The 17,286-nt window shown below is 63.7% G+C and carries 15 protein-coding genes; 6 read left to right on the top strand and 9 right to left on the bottom strand.

Features of this window, described 5'->3' with window-relative positions; all coding sequences use genetic code 11:
* The first annotated feature begins 15 nt into the window (after positions 1–15).
* From arsS to RCH09_RS07170, 4 genes are read left to right on the top strand one after another with little or no spacing between them, the layout of a single operon-like run.
* The gene (gene arsS, locus RCH09_RS07185; RefSeq protein WP_326940378.1) at positions 16–981 is read left to right on the top strand and encodes an arsenosugar biosynthesis radical SAM (seleno)protein ArsS; all 966 of its coding nucleotides are present in this window, start codon (positions 16–18) and stop codon (positions 979–981) included.
* Between the two features lie 32 nt (positions 982–1,013).
* On the top strand, positions 1,014–3,164 hold the full coding sequence (locus RCH09_RS07180; RefSeq protein WP_326940377.1) for an FAD-dependent oxidoreductase: 2,151 nt from the start codon (positions 1,014–1,016) through the stop codon (positions 3,162–3,164).
* On the top strand, positions 3,165–3,848 hold the full coding sequence (locus RCH09_RS07175) for a TIGR04283 family arsenosugar biosynthesis glycosyltransferase (protein WP_326940376.1): 684 nt from the start codon (positions 3,165–3,167) through the stop codon (positions 3,846–3,848).
* The gene (locus tag RCH09_RS07170; protein WP_326940375.1) at positions 3,845–4,486 is read left to right on the top strand and encodes a TIGR04282 family arsenosugar biosynthesis glycosyltransferase; all 642 of its coding nucleotides are present in this window, start codon (positions 3,845–3,847) and stop codon (positions 4,484–4,486) included. The genes RCH09_RS07175 and RCH09_RS07170 overlap by 4 nt, the downstream gene beginning before the upstream one ends.
* Here the strand turns inward: RCH09_RS07170 and RCH09_RS07165 are convergent.
* Together RCH09_RS07165 and RCH09_RS07160 are read right to left on the bottom strand one after the other, a co-directional pair.
* Complete coding sequence (locus RCH09_RS07165) at positions 4,438–6,132, bottom strand: SulP family inorganic anion transporter (protein ID WP_326940374.1); 1,695 nt, start codon at positions 6,130–6,132, stop codon at positions 4,438–4,440. The two genes, RCH09_RS07170 and RCH09_RS07165, sit on opposite strands and share 49 nt — an antisense overlap.
* Positions 6,133–6,753 (bottom strand): ParB-like protein, encoded by a 621-nt coding sequence (locus RCH09_RS07160; RefSeq protein WP_326940373.1) that lies wholly within the window; start codon positions 6,751–6,753, stop codon positions 6,133–6,135.
* A gap of 261 nt (positions 6,754–7,014) precedes the next feature.
* Between RCH09_RS07160 and RCH09_RS07155 the strand changes: the two genes are divergently transcribed.
* Positions 7,015–7,380, top strand: coding sequence for a hypothetical protein (locus RCH09_RS07155; protein ID WP_326940372.1), 366 nt, complete (start codon positions 7,015–7,017; stop codon positions 7,378–7,380).
* An 83-nt stretch (positions 7,381–7,463) separates the two neighbouring features.
* Here RCH09_RS07155 and RCH09_RS07150 read toward each other — a convergent pair whose 3' ends face one another.
* The 7 genes from RCH09_RS07150 to RCH09_RS07120 all read right to left on the bottom strand — a co-directional run bounded on the left by RCH09_RS07150 (position 7,464) and on the right by RCH09_RS07120 (position 15,913).
* The gene (locus tag RCH09_RS07150) at positions 7,464–9,779 is read right to left on the bottom strand and encodes a TonB-dependent receptor (protein ID WP_326940371.1); all 2,316 of its coding nucleotides are present in this window, start codon (positions 9,777–9,779) and stop codon (positions 7,464–7,466) included.
* A 286-nt stretch (positions 9,780–10,065) separates the two neighbouring features.
* A complete protein-coding gene (locus tag RCH09_RS07145; protein WP_326940370.1) occupies positions 10,066–11,901 on the bottom strand; it encodes a C13 family peptidase in 1,836 nt (611 codons plus the stop codon).
* 39 nt (positions 11,902–11,940) lie between these two features.
* Positions 11,941–12,306: a VOC family protein gene (locus tag RCH09_RS07140; RefSeq protein ID WP_326940369.1), complete on the bottom strand. Its 366-nt coding sequence runs from the start codon at positions 12,304–12,306 to the stop codon at positions 11,941–11,943.
* Between the two features lie 78 nt (positions 12,307–12,384).
* Positions 12,385–12,855, bottom strand: coding sequence for an OsmC family protein (locus RCH09_RS07135; RefSeq protein WP_326940368.1), 471 nt, complete (start codon positions 12,853–12,855; stop codon positions 12,385–12,387).
* Between the two features lie 33 nt (positions 12,856–12,888).
* Positions 12,889–13,995 carry a hypothetical protein gene (locus RCH09_RS07130; protein ID WP_326940367.1) on the bottom strand — a complete coding sequence of 369 codons (1,107 nt, stop codon included), beginning with the start codon at positions 13,993–13,995 and terminating at the stop codon, positions 12,889–12,891.
* Positions 13,995–14,981: a class I SAM-dependent methyltransferase gene (locus tag RCH09_RS07125; protein ID WP_326940366.1), complete on the bottom strand. Its 987-nt coding sequence runs from the start codon at positions 14,979–14,981 to the stop codon at positions 13,995–13,997. The genes RCH09_RS07130 and RCH09_RS07125 overlap by 1 nt, the downstream gene beginning before the upstream one ends.
* A complete protein-coding gene (locus tag RCH09_RS07120; protein ID WP_326940365.1) occupies positions 14,975–15,913 on the bottom strand; it encodes an iron-containing redox enzyme family protein in 939 nt (312 codons plus the stop codon). Before RCH09_RS07120 ends, RCH09_RS07125 begins: the two co-directional genes overlap by 7 nt.
* 345 nt (positions 15,914–16,258) lie before the next feature.
* On the opposite strand from RCH09_RS07120, the gene RCH09_RS07115 reads away from it, so the two are divergent.
* A complete protein-coding gene (locus RCH09_RS07115) occupies positions 16,259–17,284 on the top strand; it encodes an ABC transporter substrate-binding protein (RefSeq protein ID WP_326940364.1) in 1,026 nt (341 codons plus the stop codon).
* Positions 17,285–17,286: the final 2 nt, after the last annotated feature.

The following is a 17,286-nucleotide window of genomic DNA, read 5'->3' as shown; positions in this document are numbered from 1 at the left end:
TTTTGGACGCCATTCATGCACGCTACCTTGCCTTTACTTGTTGCCACCGATTTTCCGGCGCTGCGCCGTCACACGCCCGACACGCTGCAAGTCAATCTGGGCTACACCTGCAACCAGTCCTGTTTGCACTGTCACGTCAACGCCGGGCCGAATCGCACCGAGCAGATGTCGCTGGAGACCGTGCATCAGGTTCTCGACGTGCTGCGCCTGGGCGCGATTCGCACCATCGACCTGACCGGCGGCGCCCCCGAAATGAACCAGCACTTTCGCTTGCTGGTCAGCGCTGCGCGCGAGCTCGGGGTGGCGGTGATCGACCGCTGCAACCTGACCATCCTGAAGCAACCCGGCTATGAAACCATGGCGCAATTCCTGGCTGACCATCAGGTCAAGATCGTCGCGTCGCTGCCGTGCTATCTGGCCGATAACGTCGACAAGCAGCGTGGCGACGGCGTCTTCAACATCAGCATTCGCGTGCTGCAACTCCTGAACGCGCTCGGTTATGGCGCGCCCGACGGCAGGCTCACGCTGGATCTGGTTTATAACCCGCAAGGCGCGGTGCTGCCGCCGTCGCAGACCAGCCTGAAACAGGATTACGATCATTTCCTCGGCGACCAGTTCGGCATCCGCTTCAACCAGCTGTTCACGATCGCCAACATGCCGATCCAGCGCTTTGGCAGCACGCTGGTTTCGAAAGGCCAGTTCCACAGCTACATGAGCCTGCTGCGCTCGGCACACCGCGACGCCAATCTGGACAACGTGATGTGTCGCTCGCTGATCTCGGTCGACTATCTCGGCTACCTGTACGACTGCGATTTCAACCAGATGCTCGGCTTGCCCTTGAAGCAGGCCGGCAAGGGCCGCCGGCACTTGACGCATTTGCTGACCGAATCGCTGGCAGACAATCCGATCGTGGTGGCCGACCATTGCTGGGGCTGCACCGCCGGCGCCGGCAGCAGCTGCGGCGGCGCGCTGGCGGCGTGATCCCGAATAACGCATTGCAACCTCCCACCGCCATGAAAAAAAATCGCCTGTTCCTGTTGCTGCTGATTGTTGCGGCGATCATCGCTTTCTTCGTATTCGATCTCGGCCGCTTTCTCAGCCTGGCCCAGCTCAAGTCGCATCAGGATGCGTTGCAGGCCGCCGCCAAGGCCGGGCCGCTGCAGGTCGCCGGTGTCTTTTTCCTGATCTACACCCTCGTCACTGCGCTGTCGTTCCCGGGCGCGGCAATCCTGACCCTGGCGGCCGGTGCCATCTTCGGCCTGTGGTTCGGCACGCTGATCGTCGCCCTCGCGTCATGCGTTGGTGCGACCCTGGCCTTCCTGTCGGCGCGCTTCATTTTGCGCGAGTCGGTCGAGCGTCGTTTCGGCGACAAGCTCAAGGCCTTCAATGAAGGCATCGAAAAAGACGGCGCGTTCTACCTGTTCACGCTGCGGCTGGTGCCGGTGTTTCCGTTCTTTCTGATCAATCTGCTGATGGGGCTGACCAAGATGCGGGTCTGGACCTATTACTGGGTCAGCCAGCTCGGCATGCTGGCGGGTACCCTCGTGTACGTGAATGCCGGCACCGAGCTGTCACGCATCACCTCGCTCAAGGGCATTCTTTCGCCCGGCCTGCTGTTCTCGTTCGTGCTGCTCGGCCTGTTCCCGCTGATCGCGAAAAAGCTGGTCGAAGTGATCAAGGCGCGCAAGGTATATGCCATCTGGCCGCGTCCGGCGCGCTATGACTACAACATGGTGGTCATTGGCGGCGGCTCGGCCGGGCTGGTCAGCGCCTATATTGGCGCTGCCGTAAAAGCCAAGGTGGCGCTGATCGAGCGCCACAAACTGGGTGGCGATTGCCTGAACACCGGCTGCGTGCCATCGAAGGCGCTGATTCGTTCCGCCAAGCTGATGTCGCACATCGGCCGGGCCAAGGAGTTCGGGCTGACCGGCGCGACTGCGCAAGTCGATTTCGCCGCCGTGATGGAGCGCGTGCAGCGCGTCATCACCACGATCGAACCGCACGATTCGGCCGAGCGCTATGAAAGCCTCGGCGTCGAGTGCCTGAAAGGCGACGCCAAAATCATCTCGCCGTTCGCGGTGATGGTGACCGATCCGGATGGCAAGCAACGCACGCTGACCACCCGCAACATCGTCATCGCCGCTGGTGCACGACCATTCGTGCCGCCGATTCCGGGGCTGGACCAGATGGACTATCTGACCTCCGACACGCTGTGGTCGCTGCGCGAACTGCCGCGCCGTCTGGTGGTGCTGGGCGGCGGACCGATTGGCTGCGAACTGGCACAGGCGTTTGCGCGGCTCGGTGCGCAGGTGACCCAGGTCGAAATGGCCGAGCGCGTGATGCTGCGCGAAGACGCCGATGTCTCGGCGCTGGTCGCGGCACGCTTTCGCGCCGAAGGCATTGCGCTGCTGACCGGCCACAAGGCCAAGCAGTTCCTGCTCGAAGACGGCCGCAAGATCCTGATTGCCGAACACGCCGGACAGGATGTGCGGATCGAATTCGACCTGGTCATTTGCGCGGTCGGCCGCGTTGCCAATCTGACCGGATACGGCCTTGAGGAACTTGGCATTGGCGTCTCCAAAACCCGCACCGTCGAGACCAACGCCTATCTGGAAACGGTCTATCCGAACATCTTTGCCGCCGGTGACGTGGCCGGTCCGTTCCAGTTCACCCACACTGCCGCGCATCAGGCCTGGTATGCCGCCGTCAACGGCCTGTTCGGAAGATTCAAAAAATTCAAGGCCGACTATTCGGTGATCCCGTGGGCGACGTTTACCGAACCCGAAGTCGCCCGTGTCGGCCTGAACGAGCAGGATGCCAAGGCCGCTAACGTCCCGTACGAGCTGACCATGTACCCGCTCGACGACCTCGATCGCGCCATCGCCGACGAGGAAGCGCACGGTTTCGTCAAAGTGCTGACGGTGCCGGGCAAGGACAAGATCCTGGGCGTGACCATCGTCGGCGAACACGCCGGCGACCTGATCGCGGAGTACGTGATGGCGATGAAGCATGGCCTGGGCATGAACAAGATCCTCGGCACCATCCACATATATCCGACCATGGCGGAGGCCAACAAGTATGCCGCCGGCAACTGGAAAAAGGCCCATACGCCGGTCAAACTGCTGGCATGGGTGGCGCGTTATCACGCCTGGCAGCGTGGGTAAATGGCACTGTCGATCATCATTCCGGTACTGAACGAGCAGCGCCAGATCGCCTGGCGGCTGCGCCGTCTGGCGGCGTTGCGGCAGGCCGGCGCGCAAATCATTGTGGTCGATGGCGGCAGCAGCGATGACACCGTCGCACTGGCGACGCCGCTGGTGGATCTGGTGGTGGTCGCGGCACGCGGTCGCGCCAGCCAGATGAACGCCGGCGCTGCGCTGGCAAGCGGCGACGCGCTGCTGTTTCTGCATGCCGATACGGCCTTGCCGAAATGTGCCGATCAGCTGATCGCGGCGGCGTTGCAGACCCATGCGTGGGGGCGCTTCGACATCGTGCTGCTCGGTCGGCACCCGATGTTTCGGATCATTGCAACGCTGATGAACTGGCGTTCGCGCAGCACCGGCATTGCCACCGGCGACCAGGCCATGTTCGTCCAGCGCAGCGTGTTCGAACGGCTGCACGGCTTTGCCCCGATCGCACTGATGGAAGACATCGAGTTGTGCCGCCGCCTGAAAAAAATATCGGCGCCGGCCTGCCTGCGCGAGAAGGTCATCAGCTCCGGACGCCGCTGGCACAAGCACGGCCTGTGGCGCACCATCTGGCTGATGTGGCGCCTGCGACTGGCGTATTTTCTGGGCGCCGATCCGCGCAAGCTGGCGGTCGCCTACGGGTATCTGCCGCCGCAATGAATGACGATCTACATATCGCGGTATTCGCCAAGGCGCCGCTGCCGGGGCAGGTCAAGACGCGTCTGATTCCGCTGCTTGGCGCGGAGGGCGCGGCCGCTGCGTATCGGCAAATGACGCTGCATGCGTTGCAGATTGCGACGGCAGTTGCATCCGTTTCGCTGTGGACCGCCGGGGCCGCCGACCATCCGTTCTTGCGCCAATGCGGCGAGCAGTTTGGCGCGGCGTTGCATGCGCAGTCCGATGGCGATCTGGGTGTGCGCATGGCACATTGTCTGCGCCTGCTGCTGCAACGGCATCGCCGCGTGCTGCTCATCGGCAGCGATTGCCCGGCATTGCGCGCAGTCGATCTGCAACTGGCTGCAGCCGCGCTGGATCATGACGGCGCTGTCGTTTTCACTCCGGCCGAAGATGGCGGGTATGTGCTGGTCGGACTGCGCGCGACGCCAGCACCCGGCCTGCTCCAGGCGATGTTTGACGACATCGCCTGGAGCACGCCGTCAGTGATGGCGCAATCCCGTCAACGGTTGGCGGCCATCGGCGTGCAACCCGCAGAAATGCCGCAACAATGGGATGTCGATAACCCGGATGACTACGCGCGTGCCGTGAGCGCCGATTTGTTGCCGCCGTTTTGCGGGTAGAGCCGCTGTGCTGCCAGCACCGCATCGTCGACGCTCAGGTCGGACAACGCGGCCGCACTGAGTCCTTCGATGCCGGCGCGCAGCAAGACCTGCTGCGCCGGAATCTTCAACCGCGCAAACAGCAGTTGCCGATGCTGTGCCCGCACCGCCCGATAGAATCCGGCCAGTGCCTCGACCGTTGAGCCGTCCAGGTCGGGCGATTCTTCCAGACTCAGAATGATCACTTGCGTGCCCGCGCCGGCCAGCGAAATGTAATTTTGCGCCTGCGTCAGGATGCGTTCGGCATTGGCAAAAAACAGTGCCGTATCCGGCCGCAGGATCAGCATGCGCTCGACCGGATGCGCACTCGGGTAGGTCGCGCGGCTGACAAAATCATGGCTGTCGCCGAGCCGGCCCAGCACCGTCACGGAGGATTCCGACAGGCGTCGCAGCAGCATCAGCAGACTGACGGCGATAGCCGCCAGCAAGCCGTCCAGCACGCCCAGCGCCAGCACCGCAACCACCGCCAGGATGAGGGTGAGGCGATCGCGGTGCCACTCGAAATACGGCCGGAACGCGGCCAGCCGCAAGGTGTGACTGACCGCATGGATCACCACTGCCGCCAGGATCGGCGCCGGCGTGCGTGCAACCAGCGGCAACAGCGTCAGCACAATCACCAGTAACAACAACGCCGCGGCACAGCCGGCCAGGCGCGACACGGCGCCGGCGGATTCATTGGCCGACGTTGCCGAGAATCCGGCGCCCACCGGCAGCCCGGCAAACAGGCCCGAGACCAGATTGGCCGCGCCCAGCGCCAGCAAATCACGGTTCGGCGTGACCGGATCGCCATGCTTCATGGCGAAGGTGCGAATCGAGCCGTACGACTCAGCATACAGAATCAGGACCATCGCCACACTCAGCTCCGCCAGCCGCAGCCACTGCACATAGGCCAGCGTCGGCACCGACGGCGCGGTCAGTTGCAGGTCGATGTTGCCGACCAGGCCGATGCCGTACTGCGACAGATCGATCCAGTGACCGGCCGCAAGGCCGAGGCCGATGACCAGCACCCCGCCCGGCAGATGCGGTATGCGCGCAAACAGAAACAGCAATCCCAGTGCGACTGCCGCGACCGTCGCCGCGGCCCAGTTCCATGTCCCGGACTGGCCGAGCAGGTCGATCAGGATTCGCACGACGTCGGTGTGATGCAGCGGCGCGCCGACCACGCTGGCGAACTGCTTGAGGATAATGATGATGGCCAGGCCAAAGGCAAAACCGCGCAGCACCGGCTTGCTGATGAAATCGGAAATGCTGCCGATGCGTGCCGCCGCCGCGAGCAGGAAAAACATGCCGGTCAGCAGTACCAGTCCGATGGCCAGCGTCAGCCGCAGGCCCGGATTGCCGCTGGCCATCGAGGCCGTCGCCGCAGCCAGCACCGCCGCCGACGACGAGGTCGCGGCGACGATGGCAAAGCGACTGGTGCCAAACAGCGCATAGCAGAGCAAGCCGGAAAACAGCGCAATCACCCCGGCTTGCGGCGGCAGGTTGGCGATGCTGGCGTAGGCCACCGCTTCCGGCAACAGCAGCCCGGCCAGCGATAGCCCGGCCAGCAGATCCGGCCACGCCAGGCGTGCGGTCAGCGACGGTGGTGCAGTCTGGGGCAGTGCCATTCAGACCTGCGCGATCGGGCCGCACCAGCCCGGCAGGTAACGCGCTGCCGGCGTGGCGGCGAGTTGCTTGGCTTGCGCCAGCGCGACGGAAAAATCCTGCTCGATCAGTTCGCGCGCGATCTGCGGCCGAAAGAAATCCGCCCACAGGAATTCGCTGAATGGCGTGGCGTCTTTGGCGTAGCCGCCAGCGCGCCGCACCTCGCCGGCCAAGCTGCGATACGGATCATCCTGCAAGTGTGTCAGATGCTCCGGCACGGCATGGTATTTTTGGCGCACACCGTTGCCATCGAACGGATGCACCCACTGGTGGTGATCCATCGCGTTCCAGAAGGCACCGTGTTCCAGCCACGACAGATCCTTGAGGATCATCAGGCTGACCTGCTTGACGTCTTCCTCGATCAGCGCGAGGCCGAAGTGATGATGATCAACGATGAAGTAGTTGCCGTCCGGTCCGGCTACGGCGGGAAACCAGTGGCTGTCGAGCGCCTCCGCGCGCGCCTTCCTGTTCATGGCATTCCATTGCTGGCGCTTCAACGTTACTTCCAGCTTGCCGACCGTGATCTGGGTCGGGTGGAGTTGATTGAGTTTGGCTGTGACGAGTTGGGGATGGTGGCTTGTCATGGGCATGTCCATCAAATGGGTGAGAGGTAGCATTCAGGAAATAGGGTAAATCATTTTCAGTGTACCCAGTCCTTGCCGCGAATACCCGAAGTTCTGTGTGCCAGCGCACGGAGCCGTTGCCGATGTTTGCGTACTCTCAAATCCAATTTCACGGTATCGGCCCGCTTGGCGACTACTGAAGTGACACAGGTCCGAGAAACGCTGACAGGTTGCGCGCAATATCGTGCGCAGCGTTCGTCATCCAGATAAAGGAAGTTTATCATGATGTATTCGAAACAGTTGATCACGGTCGGTGCCTTGCTTGCAGCAATGGCGATGGGTGGATGTGTGACGCTGCCGGCCGGACCGGCCGGGCCAGCAGGCGCTACCGGCGCTACCGGTGACACCGGTTATACGGGCGCAACCGGACGTACCGGCTCAGCCGGCGGCACCGGTGCTGCTGGCGGCACGGGTGCAACTGGCGCGACGGGTTATACCGGCGCTACCGGCGACACTGGCGCCACCGGATACACGGGTGCAACCGGCGGTACGGGCGCGACTGGCGCTACCGGCAACACCGGCGCGCGCGGCAATACCGGCGCCAAGGGAACCGGCGGCGACACGGTCGTCGTCGTACCAGGCAAGTAAGCCTGCTGCGGGTTGTGCTACCCGCAATGAAAAACGGCCTGCTGGCGAATCTCGCGAGCAGGCCGTTTTTGCGTGTGCGGCTGTTACAGTTTTGCCGACAGCGTAATGCCAATGGTTAGCGGCTTGACCCGATACCCTTCGCTGACCGACTGCACGTTCGGCTTCTGGATCACCTTGTCGTTGTTGAACAGGTTCTTGGCAAACAGCGAGGCTTCCCACACACCGAAGGTCGCACCGACGCTGGCGTCGACCGTGTTGTAAGCCGGCCGTTCGTAGTCCGGATCAGTGCGGATCAGGCTGCCGTGGCTGCTGCCGATCCAGTGCACCGCGCCGCGGGCGAACGCGAACGTGGTGTCGGTCAGGCTGAAGTTGTACTGGCCGGTGATGGTGGCATTGTATTTCGGCACCCCCTGGATCTGGTCGCCCGACATCGCGCCCAGCGATGGCACATCCGAGGCCAGCGTCGCCTTGGTGTAGCCGCCAGCAAAACCCAGCACCACATTGGCGCTTGGCTTGGCCTTGACTTCGATTTCAAAACCCTTGCTCTTGGCCTTGCCGACGTTGGTTTCGAAATCGAAACCGCAGCCCGGCAACGTGATGTCCTGCTGCAGCTTGGTCCAGTCAATGTAAAACGCTGCCAGATTGAGCGAGACGCGGTTGTTCAGCAGGCGCGATTTGCTGCCGATTTCATAGCTCCACAACTTGTCGGCGTCAAACGAGGACGGCGCTTCGGCCAGATTCAGGTTCTGGAAATCCGAGGCGCAGACGCTGGTCGGAATGGCGCGGTTTTGTCCGCCCAGACGATACCCTTGGGTGGCGCTGGTGTAGACCGAGTTGGCCGGATCGACTTGCCAGGTCACGGCGAATTTCGGCGTGAAGGCATGGAAATTCGAACTGGCGTCGGAATGGACCGGGCTGCCACCGGCGAAAAACAGGTCGCCGTCACGCGACAGCGAATCAGAGGCGCGCAGGTAACGCGCGCCCACCGTGGCCTGCACCGCCGGCGTGAAGTAATAGCTGAACTCGCCGAACAGCGCGGTCTGGCGCGTGTGATAGTGGCGCACGCTGAAATACGAATTGTCGCCCGGGAAAGCCGCCCCGAGAATGGCCGGATCGGTGATGCTGGCGCCGGCGTTGACGAAGGCCTGATTGATGCCGAACACCGGCTCGTTGTCGGCCACATCGGTGCGCAGGTTGGAAAAATACACGCCGCCCAGCCAGGTGAAGTTCGACACTTTCGGATCATACGGTTTCGAGGCGAGCCGGATCTCCTGCGAGAACTGGCGAATCTGGTTGTCCAGGTTGACCGCCGATGGCAGGCCGGCGACGGTGTCGCCAAGACCGGCCGGGGCCGCGCCGGAGTCATTAACCAGGCTGCCCAGATAGCTGCTGTTGACGATGGTGCCATCCTGGGTGCGCTTGAAGTCGCGCGAGAAAAAGCTCGACACCGCCACCAGATCGGCGAAGCCCATGTCGTAGTTGAGCGTCACGCTCGGCACGAACAGCTTGTCCTTGCCCGGCTCGCGCACGATCTTGCTGGTCTGGTTCTTCGGCAGATCGGTGTAGAAGGCGTCGATGTCGTCGGTCTTGACTTCCTGATAAAAGATCGACGGGGTGATCGACAGGTTGCGTGTCAGTGCCCACTTCAGGGCCAGGCGCGCCACCGAGCTGCTCTCGGAATTGATACCCGAGCTGATCACCTGGCCCGACGATGGCGAGACCTGGTCGATGTAGCCGCCGTTGTGGCTTTGCTGCAGGCCGATGCGCAACGCCATTTCATCTTGCTTGAGCGGGATGTTGAACACGCCGTTGACGGTGTAATTGGTGCCACCGCCCTTGGTCGACGAGACTTCCGACGAGACGTTGGTTTCGCGATCTTTCAGATTCGGCTGGTTGGTGATGAACTTGATCGTGCCGCCCATCGAGCTGGCGCCGTACAGCGTGCCTTGCGGACCGCGCAGGACTTCGATGCGGTCCAGATCGAACAGCTTCGGTTCGGCGCTGCCCAGGCTGTACAGATTGCGGGTGGTCATCGACACGTCATCGAGATAGATGCCGACCGTACTGGAGCCGGCGGCCGAACTGACGCCGCGGATTTCGACATTGTTCAGGCCCGCGCCGGAGCCGCTGGCGCCGGAAAACGAGACGTTCGGAATGGCGCGGGTGATGTCCGCCATGTCGGTAATGTGCTGGCCGACCAGGTCTTCGCCACTGATGACCGAGATGCTCAACGGAATCTTGCTGGCGTCTTCGGTGCGCTTTTGCGCGGTCACGGTGACGGTTTCGATCTGGTCACTGCGCTTGACGCCGGCGCCGCTTTGCTGCGCCCACGCCGGGCTGGAAACGATGGCGGCGATGGTTGCCGCGAGCAGGGCGAGCTTTCCTTGATAAGGTTTCATCCGTGGTTGTACCTTTCCGAATTGTTTTAATTGTGGAGTCTCTGCCACCAACGACGTGGCCGGAGGATCATATCGCGCTTGACGGGAAATACGAATCGGAAAAACACAGCAAGGAACATGCCGTCGGACAATGGTCGTCAAAAGCGAGGTAAATCGATGGTTACGGCCGATCACGGGTCGGTTCTGGTGCGTTATGGTGAAAAATGCACCAGCGCGGGGTGCGCGGTGTCGGTCGGGCAGGGCGCGCCAGTGGTCGGGGCGGGAATTGGGCGCGCTGCCGGCACAGTTATTTGGCGGGTGCGGCAAGCCTTTGTTCAAGCTGCGCCAGCCGAATCCGAATCGCGCTGCCAACCCGGATTTGTGGATTGGAATAGCCATCCTCCTTGCCGGCGTCGCTTTCGCGCTGGCGGATGATGTCTCGCGCCGCGCGGTGCGCTTGCTCGAACGAACGGGTACGCACGCGCAGCTGTTCGTCAAACATTGCGCGGCCAAAAAAAGTCAGATCGGATTTGTTTCCGCATCCGTAAGACGTGTGGTCGGCATCGGCGGCTGTCATCACCAGCGTGTTGTCGTCGGCCAGCGCATTGACCCAGGTGCCGGAATAGCAGGCTGAGACGACGATTACGCGATGCCGGATGCCGGCCGCATCCAGCCATTTTTTCAGCGTGGCCGGCGTCAGTGTGGCGACTTCCAGCGGCCAGAAGCTGGCGGCCAGTTGACCATCGCGGGCGCCGTGCGATGTCATGTATAAAAAGAATACATCCTCGTCGCGATCCATCACCTGCGCAAAGCGCGTGATGGCGCGCTGCAGATTGAGTGGCGTGGCCCAGGCGATGTCGGCCGCGGTTTCATTGTGATTAAGCAGCTGCAGGGTGCGCCCGCCGCTATCGAAGCGCTTGCGCATGACCTCCGCGACCATGGTGCTTTCGTTGCGAAACTCCGCCGCTTCGGCATAGGGTGCAAAGGTGATCGCATACAAATCGATCACCCCCGGGCGTTGCGGCAGCACCTTGGCCAGCCCGGAGGCCAGCAACGCCTGCTGGGCTTCCATCGTCTCTTGTGACAGCACCAGGCGGGGGTACTGTTTCACTGGGGTTTGCGCGGCGTACCAAAAATAAGTCTGGTCGGTCACGGCGTTGACGGCAAATCCGGCGCTCGCCACGACGATTGCCAATCCGATCCGCACGCGCGGCAGACGCACACCGCGTACCAACACCGGCAGCTGCGCACTGAGCAGCCACAGATAGGGTGCCAGCCAGACCAGCCATGCCGTCTGGCTGTCGAACTTCTGGCGCAGCGTTGATCCGCTCCGGACTTCCAGCACAAAGAGTGCGCCCAACACTGCACCGGATACCAGTGTTTGCGCAAAGATCAGCGTCAAGACCTGCGCTGTCGATGGTGCGGCCTGATGGTCAGGTTGTGCTCGCAGCAGATAACAGGCCCATGCAACGCAGCAGGTGCCGAACCAGCCGGACGCCAGTGCCCGCCAATAAAAGTCGGCTGCGCCGACGATCATGAGCCGTTCCATGCCGATCAACATGAGAACCTGCATGCCGACCAGCAGGCCAATCAGTGCCGGCGAGCCGTGTACCCGCGACCAGTGCGGCTGCCGCCACAGCAGGGTGCGCATCGCCTCGACGAGCACCGCCGGCAGCTGCGACGATAACGCGCGCAGCGCGGCGTATTGCGATTGAGGCAATGCAACCGGCGCGACAAAGGAGACGATGGGGCGGGCCGCATGACGGCCCAGATGGCCGCCGAACCAACCGGCGGCAATGCTGCCGACGCAGCTAAGCAACGCGTACCAGAGTGGTACCGATTGCCAGCCAAACACGCCCAATGGCAAGGTCCATGCGCCGACCAGCAGTCCGTGCAGATACGGCCTTGCCGACGCTGCGCGCGCCGCCACCCAGGCGCCGGCGACGACGCAGCCCAGTCCCAGCGCAAGCAGGAACAGCAGCATGCCCGTGCCTTTCAGATTGAACGATGGCGGCAGCCAGCCTGCAGCCATGGCAACGCCGATGGCGACGCTGGCGATCAGGCCCAGTACCAGCGTAGCGACGATATCGGTGGCAGCGCCTTTTGCCACGGCGCGCCATTCAAGAGTGCGTTGGATTGTCATGCGTGTGTTCCTGGATCGGGTGAAGGCGCTGGCGAGCGGTCAGCGCACGTCGGCCGCATTGAAATGCGGATTTTCGATCACCCCGAGTCGGTTGCCGAACGGGTCGGTCACCGCGCCGACCTTGATGCCGCCGCCGACCTCGGTCACCGGATCAAGGGGTGTTGCGCCAAGTGCCAGCAGGCGTTCGATGGTGTGCTGGGCGTCGGCCACGCCCCACAGCGGTTGCGGGCCACCGGTGCCGGGCGTGCCATCGGGCAGCAGGCCGAGCTCGAAGCCGCCGACGGCAAAGCCGACGTAGAACGGTTCGGAAAAATACGGCGCCGTACCCAGCACGCTTTCATACCAGCTGCTGGCGGCGGCCAGATCAGCGACCGGGTAGATGGCACTGCGTAATCCAAGCAACATGGCGAGCTCCGATGACCAGTCAGGTTGATGTGACCGGCGAGTTTGCCATAGTTTGGTACCGCCAGGGTAGTCGCCGGGTCAGGCCGGGTACACCGGTTCGCAGCGCACCTCGGTGCGCACCGAGCTGGCGATGAAGCAGGCGGCATGTGCTGCTTCATGCATCCGGTCGACCGCTTCATGGTTCGGTTGCCGCTCGCCCGAAAACTGTACTTCCGGGCGCAGCGTGACCACCGCCATCGCCATCTTGCCCTCGGCATTGCGGGCCATCACGCCGATGGCATGGTCGACATAGCGGTCGACGCAGAAGCCGCGCTTGACCGCGATCGACAGGAACCACAGCATGTGGCAACCCGACAGCGAGGCGACGAACATTTCTTCGGGGTCGACGCCGGCCGGATCGGACCACGGCAACGGAACCACATGCGGCGATGACGAACCGGGGATCTCGGCGCCGCCAACGAAGCTGATGGTGTGTTGTCGACTGTAATGATTATCGAGAAAGTTCTGCTCGCCGCGCAGCCAGCTGACTTCTGCCAGGTATTCCGCCATGGTGTTTTCCTCCGTCAAGTCGCGAAGGTACATTCAATTTGACGGCGGGTACAGCGCAATCAGTTGTTGTTGACGCCGGTACAGCCGGCGCAAGGCGCGCAAGCCGATCGGACGCACGCCGCGCCGCCGTTGCGCCGCGCCTATCTCGAACAGGCGGCGCTGCTTGGCGAAGACCATCCGCAGGCCCGCAACCAGGCCGATCTGCGGGTCCCAGGCTTCGATGGCTTCGGCGCCGGCGCCGTTGATTTCAATGATGGTAAAGCCGCGGCCCTCGGCCAGCGCGGCGAGGCTGTCAAAGCGCACGTCGAAGCGGCCGGCGTAGAACTGCGGCATGTCGCGCGCAATCGCATCGACTGCGGCGCGCAATTGCGGCGTGATGCAGGCGGCGCCGTTGCGGTACAGGCCGCCGACCCGGGTCGACCCGATGGTGGCCAGGCGCACCACCTCGCCCGCAGCCGGTATGCGTGCGGCATCGACGCTGCTGCAGTCATGCTGCGCGGCCGCCTGCAACCGCAGCGCGCGCGGATCGGCCGCGATCAGCGCGGCGATGCTATGGATGCCATCACCAGTGACACGCGGAAAATAGCGCAGCGCCAGGCCAATCAGGCTGCCCTGTTCTGTCTCCGGATCGCGTGCATAGAAAATTCCCGCTTCGCCTTCCTGCGCAAGATAGGTTTGCAGCACCACCACTTCATCGCGCGGGAACGCCGCCACGTAACTGCGCAGTCCGGCCAGGTCGTCAACGCGGCGCACGCCGTGCCCGCAGAGTCCGAGGTCCGGCTTGGCAATCAGCGGAAAGGTCAGCCCGGCATCGCGCAGGACTTGTTGCAACTCGTCGTCCGAGCGCTCATGGGTGGTCGGCAGGGCGCAGTGCGGCGCAGTGGCGGCGCGCGCCAGCGCACCCATGCCGCGAAAATATTCGAGCTTGCCTTCGCCGACCAGCCCGCCGGAGGTGATCGCCGGATTGACGGCCGACGGTAGCGTGGCGCTGCGATAGCGCAGTGCCAGCCAGACCCACTGGACTGCGAGCGGCACGCAGATCAGCCACTTCGGCATGCGCTCCAGCGTGCTGCATTGGCGCGTCGCGGCAGCCCATGCCGGCTGGCAGGTGTCGAGCGGCAGCGGCAGGTCAGACTGCATCAGTGCGCCTGGCGACGACGGGTGGCGCACAAGCCGACCGCCGCGATCCGGTCGATGTGGGCGTACACCGGGCGCTCCAGCTCTTCGCCGAACACGTCTGGATCGATCTCTTCATAGCTCCAGTCGCAGCCAGCCGCGGCCAGCAAGGGCAGCAGCTCGGCCTGCAGCGGATCGATGCCGTCGACGATCGCCACGCCGGTGTACAGCAGCAGGCGGCCACCGGGCGCGAGGCGCGTAATGGCTTCGGCGGCGATGCGCAACGACAGCGCGCGGCCCAGGTCGCCGCCGCCGTGGCGGTAGGCGCGCTGGGCATCGTCATTGAGATACGGCGGATTCGAAATGATCAGGTCAAAGTCGCCGCCCACGGCAGCCAGCGCATCGCCCTGCGCCGGCATCATCGCCACCCCGGCCTGGGCGGCATTGATGGCGCACAGCCGCAGCGCCAGCGGGTTGATGTCGCTCATGACTAGCTGCGGCGCAGGGTGGCCGCAGTGGCGCGCCGCGACGATTCCGCCGGCGCCACTGCCGCAACCGACATCGAGGATGCGCGGCGGGTGGTTCGGCGCGGCAGTGCCGTTCTGCGCCGTGCGTACAAAGCGTGCGAAGCGATACGTATCGGGACCGAAAAAAACCGCGTCGGACTGGATCGTCGGGAAGGCCGAGTGCAGGAACAGGTCGTCGTCGATGGCGGCGATGCGCAAGGCGCTGCGCACCAGTGCGCCGCAGCGCTGGACGATGCCAGCGCGCTGCATCAGCGCCAACAGATCCGGGGCAATGTCGCTTGGTTCAAGCAGGCGGTTCCAGCCGAACAGGTCACGCAGCGTGGTCATTGCGCGGTCGGCCGGACGGGCCAGCACGCGCTGGTGCGTCAGCGGCGTCACGCTGGTGAACCGGTAACCGGTGCGCGCTACTTCCCGCAGCAGCGCGGCCAGGGCGAGGTCGTCGAAGTCGCACTCCAGCGCCAGCTCGACGGTGTCGGTCAGCACGCCAGTCCCGCCGCAGTGATGGCGGCCGGCAGCGGCCAGCTGGCCAGGCTGTCGAGCGGGTCGCCCAGCAACGCCTGGCTGTAGCGATCGAAGCAACGCGCGCCGCAGGCCAGCCGCATCAGCGCGCCTTCGGCAATCGATTGCGCGCAGGACGGATCGGCCTCGACCAGCGGGGCGATGATTTCGTTCATCCAGGCGCGGGCATGGGCCACGTCGAGCGCACCGTGCAGATCGAAATAAGCACGCAGCCGGCCGTCCAGCCCAAGCCGGCGCATCCCGGCAGAGACCTTGCGGACCCGGCCCGGCGCGGTCAGTTCGATCACGCCGAGCGCACCGATGGCGTGATACGCGTAGCGCCGAGTCATCGCCAGCCCGACCATCGTATTGTTCAGCGCCAGCGCTTCCCATACCGTGCTCTCGATGGCTGGCTGCAGCTCCATCTCCTGCACCATCCGGCCGAGCATCTGGCCGTGCATCGCGGCGGCCTTGCCGTGTCCCATTTCGTCCCAGTAGTTGCGCGCGCATTCGAGCTTGGCGCGCACCGGCAACCGGATCTGGGTGGCCGCCAGCAGGTCTTCAAAACCGGCTTCGCCAGCGGCTTCCTGGGTCAGGAACCAGCGCATCTGCGCCAGTGTGGCGTGCTCTCCGAGCCAGTCGAACAAGGCATGTTGCTGGCCCGGGCCGTTCACCTCCAGCGCATTGAACCAGTCGACAAAATTGCTGGCATCACCGGTCTGGGCGGGCAGCAGGGGCGCTACCTGTGCGCGCAACACCTCAAGAAATTCGCCTTCGCTCAACAGCCACGCCAGGTCATCATGCAATGCGCCGCGCCACAGCGGTGTGGGCTGTGCTGGCGTCAGACGCGTCAGGTTGAAGTGCGCCAGTCGCTGGTGAAAGGTATCGGGGTCATTCATCGCATATGACACAGGCATGGCATTTCCCTTCATCAGAAAGTGGTTGGGCGTCAGGTTGCGGCAGAGGTTACCCGGCTGGCAGCGGCGCTTCTGTGCGGCACTCCACACAGTCGCGCCTGCCTCGTCAGCAAGAATGGTGCAACAAGGCGCACTGTCTGTTGATGCGGCTGCAATGCGCGCTCAATCCGGACCCAGTGTGCGCCGGACGAGCGGCACGATCAATTCCGAAGCGGTGCCAGCGCAAGGTCCCGAAAAATATCGCTGTCGCGATATGTTGGCGTGTATCATCATTTGCGCGCGACCATTGGCCCCTCCTGCGAATCGCAACATTGCCTCATCCCCAGATGCCAACCGGAGCAAGTCATGCTTGTGCTGCAAAACCGATCACGTCGCATCCTGCTGGCCGCAGTGGTGCTGGCAGCCGTCGCGGGCTTGACCGGATGGCAGCTGCTGGTGCGTGGCGCGGCGGTGCACGCGTCACCGCGTCTGGGCGTAGCGATCGCCCTGCCGTTGCAGATTGCCGGTGCGGCGGTGCTGGTCGGCCAGAACCAGGAACTGTTCGCCCGCAATGGCGTTGATCTGACGACAAGGCGCTTCCTGCTCGGAAAATTGGCGTTGCAGGCACTGCTCGCCGGCAAGGTCGATCTGGCCATCATGGCCGACACGCCATTTGTGCTGGCCGTGCTGCAAAACGAAAAGATCGCGATTGTCTCCAGCGTGTTCGAATCGCGCACCTCGATGGCGCTGGTAGCGCGCAGGGACCGCGGGATTCACAAGGTCAGGGACCTGGCAGGCAAGACAGTGGGGACGATCCCGCGCACCAATGCCGAGTTCTTTCTCGATACCCTGTTGCTGTCGGAGGGAATTCCGGCCGCGTCGGTTCACGTGACCGACCTGAAACCGGAAGAACTGGTGGCGGACCTTGAACGCGGCACCGTGGATGCCGCGACGATATGGAATCCTGACCTGGCCAGACTGGAACGCGAGTGGGGCGCGCGTGCCGTGGTCCTGCGCAACGAAGCCGTATTTGTCCATCGGTTCGTGTTGGTGGGCACCAAGGCGTGGCTGGATCAGCATCCGCGCGAGATTGCCCGGGTTCTGGCAGCACTGCGCGACAGCAATCAGTTCATCCAGGACCAGCCGGAACCGACACGGCGCATCATTGGGCCGTCGCTCGGCAGCCAGTCGGGCGATGTGGCCAAGTCATTCAATCCCGGTGAATTCACACTCGGCCTGAGCCAGTCACTGTTGATGGCGCTGGACGACCAGGCGCGCTGGGCCATGCGACACCAATTGTCGCCGCCCAGGACGACGCCCGACTTTCTCGATTACGTGCACCAGGGGCCGCTGGAATCGGTCCTGCCCAATGCCGTCAAATTGATTCGATAGGC

Source organism: Actimicrobium sp. GrIS 1.19 (assembly GCF_035984655.1).
Classification (GTDB): domain Bacteria; phylum Pseudomonadota; class Gammaproteobacteria; order Burkholderiales; family Burkholderiaceae_D; genus Actimicrobium.
This window is presented reverse-complemented; position numbering and strand designations above follow the sequence as displayed.